At 59.6% G+C, this 9990-nt stretch carries 5 protein-coding genes and 2 tRNA genes; 4 read left to right on the plus strand and 3 right to left on the minus strand.

Annotated features, from left to right (window positions below; genetic code table 11):
• Positions 1–534: 534 nt before the first annotated feature.
• Both ACT8X9_RS11305 and ACT8X9_RS11310 read right to left on the minus strand, forming a co-directional pair.
• Positions 535–2784 (minus strand): DNA gyrase subunit A, encoded by a 2250-nt coding sequence (locus ACT8X9_RS11305; protein ID WP_227621922.1) that lies wholly within the window; start codon positions 2782–2784, stop codon positions 535–537.
• 12 nt (positions 2785–2796) lie between these two features.
• A complete protein-coding gene (locus ACT8X9_RS11310) occupies positions 2797–4788 on the minus strand; it encodes a DNA gyrase/topoisomerase IV subunit B (protein WP_227621923.1) in 1992 nt (663 codons plus the stop codon).
• A 319-nt stretch (positions 4789–5107) separates the two neighbouring features.
• On the opposite strand from ACT8X9_RS11310, the gene ACT8X9_RS11315 reads away from it, so the two are divergent.
• The 4 genes from ACT8X9_RS11315 to ACT8X9_RS11330 all read left to right on the plus strand — a co-directional run bounded on the left by ACT8X9_RS11315 (position 5108) and on the right by ACT8X9_RS11330 (position 9151).
• Positions 5108–5180: transfer RNA gene (locus tag ACT8X9_RS11315), tRNA-Phe, on the plus strand.
• Between the two features lie 31 nt (positions 5181–5211).
• Positions 5212–5287 (plus strand) — tRNA-Gly (locus tag ACT8X9_RS11320).
• Between the two features lie 199 nt (positions 5288–5486).
• Positions 5487–7268, plus strand: a complete 1782-nt coding sequence (locus ACT8X9_RS11325; protein WP_444269056.1) for an ABC transporter ATP-binding protein — start codon at positions 5487–5489, stop codon at positions 7266–7268.
• Positions 7265–9151 carry an ABC transporter ATP-binding protein gene (locus tag ACT8X9_RS11330; protein ID WP_444269057.1) on the plus strand — a complete coding sequence of 629 codons (1887 nt, stop codon included), beginning with the start codon at positions 7265–7267 and terminating at the stop codon, positions 9149–9151. The genes ACT8X9_RS11325 and ACT8X9_RS11330 overlap by 4 nt, the downstream gene beginning before the upstream one ends.
• Positions 9152–9202: 51 nt before the next feature.
• Here the strand turns inward: ACT8X9_RS11330 and ACT8X9_RS11335 are convergent, their stop codons facing one another.
• The gene (locus tag ACT8X9_RS11335; protein WP_444269058.1) at positions 9203–9763 is read right to left on the minus strand and encodes a GNAT family N-acetyltransferase; all 561 of its coding nucleotides are present in this window, start codon (positions 9761–9763) and stop codon (positions 9203–9205) included.
• Positions 9764–9990 lie beyond the last annotated feature (227 nt).

Raw genomic sequence — 9990 nt, forward strand, 5'->3', positions numbered from 1 at the left:
CCCCGCAACGAGTTAAGGGCTGCTCGCCCTTAACAATTCCAAAGAGGAAGTCGAAGCCCAAAAATGCTAGCCGCTTCGCTAAGACGGGTTGCGGTGCCCAGCGTCCACTTCGTGCCTTGAGCGGCACTCGTGTCCTGCTGACCGCGGCCCCAACAGCTCCTCCCTGTATCCGCCGCAGGCGGCGGTCGTCGCTGTTGCGCATTTTTTTGTGCTTCTCCTATTTACGGCTCCGCCGAAGATTTCACGTCGCCGCTGAACTTCACGCCCTGCAAGGGCGTAACACCAGCTGCGAAGCAGCAAGTCGGAGAAACGAGAAAAAAGCGTTTAGCGAAGCGGCTAGCTTTTTTCCGTTTCGACTTCTCCTTCGGGGTCTGAAAGGGGCGAGCAGTCCCTTTCTCGTGGATCCAGCGCGTCGAAATCGCTGGTGCTTTTCTGGTTCTCTTTTGGCACGCAAAAGAGAACATTAACCTAGCGTAAGAGCGCTCTGCCCCGCGCCACCAGCGCGCGAACCCGTTTATCTTATAAATTATAAAATCACAGCAGCGTCATCTGCTCCCCTTCATCCTCCGCCCGGATGAGCGCACCGGTCGCAGGCAGGCTGCGGACGCGGTAGCGGTGGGGGTTGGCCAGCTCCAGCGTATCCGCCGGGACGACGGAGGCGATGGTCTGGTTCTTTTTCAGGGTCACGACCGCCACGCCCTGACTGTCGCGGGTGGCCTTGGCGGCGATCTGCGCCGTGCTGACCAGCAGCATCCGGCCCGCACTGGTGCGGATGGCAAGCTCCGTCTCCTCCGGGAGGAAGAGCATCGCCGCCAGCGGCTCCTTGTCGCAGTAGGCTTTCAGCAGCTTGCGGCGGTTCTGTTTGGTGGCGTAGGAGCTGAGCGGGATCTTCGCGCACTTGCCGCTGGCAAAGAAGAAGAGCATCTGCCCGCTGTAGTCGGAGGTGATGACCATCGAGAGGATGGCTTCGCCCTCGTCCATACCCAGCCGGCCCGGCAGATAAATGCCCATCTGGGCCACCTTGCCGTCTTCCAGCTCCGCCAGACGCACCTTGTACACCTGCTGCCGGTCGGTGAAGAAAAGCGCTTCCACATTGTTCCGCGTCTCCACCTGCCGGATGATCTCGTCGCCCTCCTTGAGCTTGTGGGCACCGGCTGTGCGGAGACTCTGGGGCGGGATCTTCTTCAGGTAGCCCTCGCGGGTGAAGAAGACGGTGACGGGATAATCCGGCACGGCCTCTTCTTCGGCGCCGCCCTCTTCCTCGGGCAGGTCGTACAGGATCTCGCTGCGGCGGGGCTGGCCGTACTTCTTTGCCACGTCGCCCAGCTCCTTGATGATAATCCTGCGGATGCGGGCGGGCTTTGCGAGGATGTCGTTCAGGTCGGCGATGTCGGCTTCCAGCTGCTCGATCTCGCCGGTGCGCTTGAGGATATATTCCCGGTTGAGATGGCGCAGCTTGATCTCCGCCACATAGTCGGCCTGTACTTCGTCGATGCCAAAGCCGATCATCAGGTTGGGCACGACCTCCGTCTCCTCCTCCGTGGTGCGGATGATGTGGATGGCCTTGTCGATGTCCATCAAAATCGCCGCCAGACCCTTGAGCAGGTGGAGGCGCTTTTCCTTGCCGTGGAGGTCGTAGTAGGTGCGGCGGCGGACGCACTCCATCCGGAAGGCCGTCCACTCCTGCAAGATCTCCCGCACGCCCATGACCCGGGGCTGGCCTGAGACGAGGATGTTGAAGTTGCAGCTGAAGCTGTCTTCCAGCGGGGTGGCCTTGAAGAGCTTGGCCATCAGCTTGTCCGCGTCCACGCCCCGCTTGAGGTCGAGGGTGAGCTTGAGGCCGTTCAGATCGGTCTCGTCGCGCATATCGCTGATCTCCTTGACCTTGCCCGTCTTGACCAGCTCGGCGATCTTATCCATGATGGCTTCCACCGTGGTGGTGGGCGGGATCTGGGTGATCTCGATCATATTTTCGCCCGGCACAGCGGCGTAGCGGGCGCGTACCTTCACGCTGCCCCGGCCATTCTCGAAGATGTCCCGCATCTGGGCTTCGTCGTATAAGATCTGACCGCCGCCCACGAAATCTGGGGCGGGCATGGTGGTGGCGATGTCGTGGCCGGCGTCCTTCATGAGGGCGATGGTGGTGTTGCACAGCTCCGCCAGATTGAAGGAGCAGATGTTGCAGGCCATGCCGACGGCGATGCCCAGCGTATTGTTGGCCAGAATGGTGGGGAAGGTCACGGGCAGCAGGGTCGGCTCGGTGGTGGTGCCGTCGTAGTTGGGCACGAAGTCCACCGTCTCCTTGTCGATGTCCCGGAACAGCTCTTCGCAGACGCTTTCCAGCTTGGCTTCGGTGTAGCGGGCTGCGGCGCAGGACATATCCCGGCTGTAGGCCTTGCCGAAGTTGCCCTTGCTGTCCACGAAGGGCACCAGCAGGCTCTCGTTGCCCCGGCCCATGCGCACCATCGTGTCGTAGATGGCGGCGTCGCCGTGGGGGTTGAGGTGCATGGTGCTGCCCACGATATTGGCCGACTTGGTGCGGGCGCCCTTGATGAGGCCCATCTCATACATCGTATACAGCAGCTTGCGGTGGGCGGGCTTGAAACCGTCGATCTCCGGCAGGGCGCGGCTGACGATGACGCTCATAGCGTAGGGCATATAGTTCGTTTCCAGCGTGCGGGTGATAGGGTCTTCCAGCACGCTGCCAGCGTTCAGTATTTCGACGCCCTCGCCCAGCTGGGGGCGGACAGGCTTCAGGGTCTTTTTGCTTGATTTCTTTGCCATTTTCTATCCTCTTTAAGACACATCCAGATCATCCAGATACTCCGCGCCGTGCTGGGCGATATGCTCCTTGCGTCCGGCGAGGTTGTCGCCCAGCAGGATGTCGAACACCTGCGCGGTGCGCTCCACGTCAGTGGGCATCACCTTGATAAGGCGGCGGCTCTCGGGATTCATGGTGGTCAGCCACATCATCTCAGGGTCGTTCTCGCCCAGACCTTTCGAGCGCTGGATGGTGTATTTCTTGTCGCCGATCTCCTCGAGGAAGGTGGCCTTCTCCGGCTCGGTGTAGGCAAAATAGGTACGGTCTTTTGTCGTGATCTCGTACAGCGGCGACTCTGCGATATAGACATAGCCCTCGTTGATGAGGGTGGGGGTCAGCCGGTAGAGCATGGTGAGCACCAGCGTGCGGATCTGGTAGCCGTCCACATCGGCATCGGTACAGATGACGATCTTGTTGAAGCGGAGGTTGTCGAGGTTGAAGGTGGCCAGCTCCTTATTGTGCTTGCCGCCCAGCTCGACGCCGCAGCCCATGACCTTGATGAGATCCACGATAACGTCCGACTTGAAGATGCGGGCATAATCGGCCTTGAGGCAGTTCAGGATCTTGCCTCGGATGGGCATGATGGCCTGATATTCGCTGTCGCGGCTGGTCTTGACCGCGCCCATAGCCGAGTCGCCCTCCACGATATACAGCTCCCGGCGGGAAGCGTCCTTGGTACGGCAGTCCACGAACTTCTGCACCCGGTTGGCGAGATCGATCTGGGTCGTGAGGGTCTTTTTGATGCTCTGGCGCGTCTTTTCGGCGTGCTCACGGCTCTGTTTGTTGACCAGCACCTGCTGGCAGATCTTCTGGGCCTCGTCGGGCTTTTCGAGGAAGTAGACCTCCAGATAGTGCTTGAGGAAGTCGGTCATGGCCTGCGAGACGAACTTGTTGGTGATGGCCTTCTTGGTCTGGTTCTCGTAGCTGGTGCGGGTGGAGAAGCTGGACGAGACGTAGACCAGACAGTCCTGCACATCCTGAAAGCTGATGGCGCTCTCGCCCTTCTTATAGAGGTTCTTGTCCTTGAGATACTTGTTGATCTGGTAGACAAAGGCCGTGCGGACGGCGTGCTCCGGGCTGCCGCCGTGCTCGAGCCAGGACGAGTTGTGGTAATACTCCAACATCTGCACCTTGTTGGAGAAGCAGAACGCCGCGCTCATCTTCACCTTATATTCGGGCTGGTCGTCCCGGTCGCGGCCGGTGGCCTCGCTCTCGCAGCTGAACACCGGGGTCAGGCTGTCTTCGCCCGCCGTCTCAGCGACGTAGTCGGCGATGCCGTGCTCGTAGCACCAGCTCTCCTTCCAAGGCTTGCCGGTGGCCGGGTCTTTCTCCTTCTCATCGGTGAAGTTGAGGGTCAGGCCCGCGTTGACGACGGCCTGACGGCGGAGAACATCCTTGTAGTAGCTGCCGGGCACGTCGATGTCGGTAAAGACCTCGTCGTCCGGCTTCCAGTGGATGATGCTGCCGGTGCGGCGTCCCTTGAACGGCTCTTTGTGCAGGCCGCCCACATTCTCGCCCTTCTGGAAGTCGAGATGATAGTGGAAGCCGTCGCGGTAGATGTCTGCGGTCATCCATGCCGAGGCGTACTGGGTGGCGCAGAGTCCCAGACCGTTCAGGCCGAGGCTGAATTCGTAGTTATCCTCCCCCTCGCCGTACTTGCCGCCTGCGTACATCTCGCAGAAAAGCAGCTCCCAGTTGTAGCGCTCTTCGCCCTTGTTCCAGTCCACGGGCATACCGCGGCCAAAGTCCTCGACGATGACGCTGCCATCCTTGCAGCGGGTGACGTTGATGGTGTCGCCGTGGCCGTCGCGGGCCTCGTCGATGGAGTTCGAGACGATCTCGAAGATGGAGTGTGCGCAGCCCTCCACGCCGTCCGAACCAAAGATGACGGCCGGGCGCTTGCGCACACGGTCCGCGCCCTTCAGCGAGGTAATGCTTTCGTTGCCATATTCCTGTTTTTTTGCCATGCTGCTCCTCCCGGCCCCGGAATGGTCTGCTGCGGGGCCGTCTCAAACGCTTTTGCTATATATAGGTATATATCTCCCCTTGTCGGGAAAAAAGCGATTTTTGTCATTCCTTTTCATTAAACCATAGGTTGTAGCCAATGTCAATTCTTCTTTCTCATTCTGCTCCTTTCCTCCTACCCTCCCAAAGCCGCCGAAAAAGTCTGTCTTATTTTGGTCGATGGCACGGCAAAAATAAAGAAAATTCAAAAATTCTCAAAAAATTTTGCATTTACCCCTTTACAAAATCGAAATTTCAGGTATAATAATCATCGTCCGGTGCGCCTCTGTAGCTCAGTCGGTAGAGCAGGGGACTGAAAATCCCCGTGTCATTGGTTCGATTCCGATCGGAGGCATCCCCAAACGGTGCAGTGCTGCACCGGATCTGCGGCCGTAGCTCATCTGGTAGAGCGCCACCTTGCCAAGGTGGAGGTAGCGAGTTCGAGCCTCGTCGGCCGCTCCAACATGAAGCCATCGTTTGTGCAGTGATGCACGACGATGGCTTTTTTTCAACATTTCCGGCAGCAGATGTTGACAACTCTGTGTCCCGGGCCGTATACTGGGGCTGTCGTGCAACAAACAGAGGCGGGTTGACCGCCTGCGGGAGTTCTGCCCGCGGGCGTCGGCTCGCCTCTGTGCTCTGGGAAAAGGAGGGAAAAACAGTGATCTTCGGCAAGTACATCAACCGCTATTACCTGCGCCATGCGCCCACGCTGCTGCTGGGCATCCTGTCGCTGCTGATGGTGGATTATATCCAGCTGCTGGTGCCCCAGCTCTACCGGCTGGTCATCAACGGCGTCAACCTCGGGCAGGTGGTGGTGAAGGGCGAAACGATGCCCTTTACCCGAGAGGTGCTCTTCCAGCACATCTGCCTGCCCATGGTCTGGATCGTGCTGTTCATGGTGGTGGGGCGCTTTCTGTGGCGTATCTGCTTCTTCGGCACCAGCATCCGGGTGCAGGCCGACCTGCGGGAGCGGATGTTCGACCACAGCCGCCGCCTGTCGCAGCAGTATTATCAGGTGAATAAGGTCGGCAACCTCATGAGCCTCTACACCAACGACCTCGACACCATTCAGGAGTGCTTCGGCGATGGCATCCTGATGTTTTTCGACGCGCTGGTGCTGGGTCTGCTGGCCCTTTATAAAATGTGGCGGATGGACACCCGCCTGACCCTGCTGGCCCTCATCCCGGCGGCGTTTATGTTCGCCATCGGAACGGTAATGGGCAAGACCATGACCAGAACGTGGGAGAAGCGCCAGCAGGCGTTCTCGGCTCTGTCCGACTTTGCGCAGGAGAATTTCTCCGGCATTGCGGTCATCAAGGCCTTCGTCAAGGAGCTGAAGGAGCTGATCGCCTTCCGGAAGCTCAATAAAGAAAACGAAGAGGTCAACGTGGAGTATACCCGCATCTCGGTGTTACTTGAAGTATTGGTGACGTTCTTCGTGGAGTCGGTGGTCTGCGTCATCCTTGGCTACGGCGGCTTCCTCGTCTACAAGGGCAATTTCAACGCGGGCCAGCTGGTGGAGTACATCGGCTACTTTGAGGCCATCGTCTGGCCCATTATGGCCATCTCGATGCTCATCGAGAAGACCTCCCGCGGCAAGGCCTCCCTCAACCGCATCACCGAGCTGCTGGACGCCCCCATTGATGTGGCCGACCGGGACGGCGTGCCCGACCTCGAATCCCCGAAGGGAGGCATCGAGTTCCGCGGCCTGACCTTCCGCTACCCCGATGGTGAGTTCGATGTGCTGAAGGACATCTCCTTCACCGTCGCCCCCGGCGAGAGCGTGGGCATCGTGGGCAAGACCGGCGCAGGCAAGACGGCGCTGGTGGACCTGCTTCTCCGCACCTACAATGTGCCTGACGGCACCCTCTTTGTGGATGGAAAGGACGTCAACCGCGTTTCCATCCGCTCGGTGCGACAGGCCTGCGCCTATGTCCCGCAGGACAACTTCCTCTTCTCGGACACCATCGCCCACAACATCGCCTTCGGTGTGGACGAAGCCTCTCCGGAGGACATCGAGCGGGCGGCCCGTCTCGCTGACGTCCGGGACAACATCGTGGATTTCAAGGACGGCTATGAGACCGTCCTCGGCGAGCGCGGCGTCACCGTCTCGGGCGGCCAGAAGCAGCGCATCTCCATCGCTCGTGCCCTGCTGAAGGACGCGCCCATCCTGATCCTCGATGACTCCGTCTCTGCGGTGGACACCCGGACGGAGAAGATCATTCTGGACAACCTGAAAAAGAGCCGGGCCGGAAAGACCACCCTGCTCATCGCCCACCGCATTTCGACGGTGGAAGGACTGGACAAGATCGTTTTCCTCGAGGACGGCAGAGTGGAGGCCGTCGGCCCCCACGACCAGCTCTATGCCTCCTGCCCGGAGTACCGCAGGATGGTCGATCTGCAGAAGCTTGAGGACGAAGCGGGAGGTGGCAACGCATGATGAGTCTGAATCCGCTTCTTCTGGTGGGGGGCGTCATCGGCACCGTGTCGGTGCTGCTGCTCATCGCCTACGTCTGCGTCAAGGATAAGAAGACCTCCATGGGCTTCGAGCGCAGCATGGCCGACGGCGAGATTTTACGCCGCCTCTTCGGCTACGCCAAGCCCTATCGGAACCAGTTCATCGTGGTGGGCTTTCTCGTCCTCTTCTCCATCGCCTATGACATCGCCTCGCCCCTCATCGTGGGCTATATCGAAGAGCTTGTAGGGGGCGATTTCGCGCTCCGGAGCCTCTACGTCAGCGTGGCCGTCTATGGGGGTGTGCTGGTCTTTTCGATGGGCAGCACCTATTTGCAGGCGGTCATCCTGCAACGGGTGGGCCAGCGCATCATCTCCGACCTGCGCGAAGACCTCTTTACCCACATCGAGTCCCTTTCCCATGGCCAGCTGAACGACATCCCGGTGGGCAAGCTGGTCACTCGTGTGACCAACGACACCAACGCCATCTCCATGATGTTCACCAACCTCTTGGTCAACCTGACCAAGAACGCCTTCGTCATTTTGGGCATTCTGGCGGCGATGCTCTGTCTGAACTACGCCCTGACTCTGATGGTGCTCTGCTTCGTGCCCTTCATCCTCCTCTTCACGGTCATCTTCCGCAAGTTCTCCCGCCGTGCCTACCGCAAGGTGAAGGACGCCACCACCGACATCAATACCTATCTTTCCGAGAACCTCTCGGGCATCAAGGTCACCCAGATCTTTGGCCGCGAGGACGAGAAGATGGAGGAGTTCCGCCAGAAGAGCCAGACCCTCGCCAAGGCCACGCAGGAGCAGATCTTCGTCTTCGGCGTCTTCCGCCCGCTGGTGTATATGCTGTACATCAGCTCCATCCTCTGCCTGTTCTATCTGGGCGGCATGGGCCATCTGGACCATGTTTCTTTCCTCGGGCAGACCATTTCCAGCGGCACCATCGTCACCTTTTATATGTACATCTCCAAGTTCTTCACCCCCATCCAGAACCTCGCCGAGCAGTTCAACTGGCTGCAGTCGGCGCTGGCGTCCTCGGAGAAGGTCTTTTCCATCATGGACATCCAGCCCCAGATGACCGACGCCCCCGATGCCATCGAACTGGACGAGGTGAAGGGGGACATCGAGTTCCGCGACGTCTGGTTCAGCTACGTCCCCGGCGAGTGGGTGCTGCAGGGCGTCTCCTTCCATGTCGAGCCGCGCCAGACGGTGGCCTTCGTCGGCTCCACCGGTTCGGGAAAGAGCACCATCCTCTCTCTCATCTGCCGCAATTACGAGTTCCAGAAGGGCGAAATTTTGATCGACGGCATCGACATCCGGAAGATCAAGATCTCCTCCCTCCGCCGCCACTTCGGCCAGATGCTGCAGGATGTGTTCCTCTTCTCGGGCACCATCCGCAGCAACATCGTCCTGCGGGAAGAGAATATCTCTGACGACGAGATCATGAAGGTCTGCCGGTACGTCAACGCTGACCACTTCATCGACAAGCTGGAGCACGGCCTTGACGAGGAGGTGCGGGAGCGGGGCAACAACTTCTCGGCGGGCCAGCGCCAGCTGCTCAGCTTTGCCCGCACCATCCTCCATAAGCCCAGCGTTATGATACTGGACGAGGCCACCGCCAACATCGACACCGAGACGGAGCTGCTCATTCAGGACTCCCTCGAAAAGATGCGGAGCGTGGGCACCATGCTCATCGTGGCCCACCGCCTCTCCACCATCCAGCACGCGGACAATATCATCGTCCTGTCTCACGGCAAAATACTTGAGCAGGGCACCCATCAACAGCTTCTCGCCGCCCATGGCCGGTATTATCAGCTGTATACGCTGCAATACCATAAGGAGCAGATGGAGAACAAATAAAGCAAAAAAGCAGGTGCACCCGATTGGATGCACCTGCTTTTTGGTTTGGGGTCAATACGGATACGGCACGACATCCGGCTGGTCGGGCTTGTGCTCGCCGATGATCTTCTCCATACAGACCATATCGTACCAGCGGCCGAACTTGTAGCCGCAGTTGTGGAAGGTGCCCGCGAGGGTGAAGCCAAGATGGGCGTGGAACTGGGCACTGTTTTTTGTGAGGTATTCGTCCTCTTTCTGCGGGTAGCCGATGCGGGCGTAGAGGTTCAGGACGCCCATCCCCTTGAGCCGGTCAGCCAGTGTCTCGTAGAGGGTACGGCCCAGTCCGCCGCGCCGGGCATCGTGGTCGAGGTAGATGGTCAGCTCAGCGGCCCAGTCGTAGGCCGCGCGGCCCACGAAGGCGTGGGCGTAGGCGTAGCCCTCGATGCGGCCGTCCCGCTCGATGACGAGGTAGGGGTACTTCTGCATGATGTCCCGCATCCGGCCCTCGAACTCGGCCAGTGACGGCACATCGTACTCGAAGGTGATGACCGTGTGCTCGACGTAGTAGGCATAGATCTCCAGAATGCGGGGCGCATCGGCTAAGGCGGCGTTGCGGATGGTAATATCGGACATGGTTTTTACTCCTTTGAGGAAAGATTTCCCCCGGCCGGGGGAAGATGTCGCGCAAGCGACAAAAAGGGGAATCTGGCGCGAAGCGCCTGAGAGGGCATCAGAACATCGTAAGTGCAAGCGCACACAGCGGCAGGAACAGGATGCTCAGCAGGGTGGTCAGGACGACGCTGCCGGCGGCGAACTGCTCATCGTGGCGGAACTGGACGGCGAACACCGAGGTGATGGCA

The sequence above is a fragment of the Faecalibacterium sp. genome, from assembly GCF_052358865.1.
Taxonomy (GTDB): Bacteria; Bacillota; Clostridia; order Oscillospirales; family Ruminococcaceae; genus Faecalibacterium; species Faecalibacterium butyricigenerans.

Excerpts from the sequence above, each read along its gene's own strand:
- ACT8X9_RS11305 (WP_227621922.1), bottom strand. The coding sequence starts at position 2,784 with ATGGCAAAGAAATCAAGCAAAAAGACCCTGAAGCCTGTCCGCCCCCAG.
- ACT8X9_RS11310 (WP_227621923.1), bottom strand. The coding sequence starts at position 4,788 with ATGGCAAAAAAACAGGAATATGGCAACGAAAGCATTACCTCGCTGAAG.
- ACT8X9_RS11330 (WP_444269057.1), top strand. The coding sequence starts at position 7,265 with ATGATGAGTCTGAATCCGCTTCTTCTGGTGGGGGGCGTCATCGGCACC.
- ACT8X9_RS11335 (WP_444269058.1), bottom strand. The coding sequence starts at position 9,763 with ATGTCCGATATTACCATCCGCAACGCCGCCTTAGCCGATGCGCCCCGC.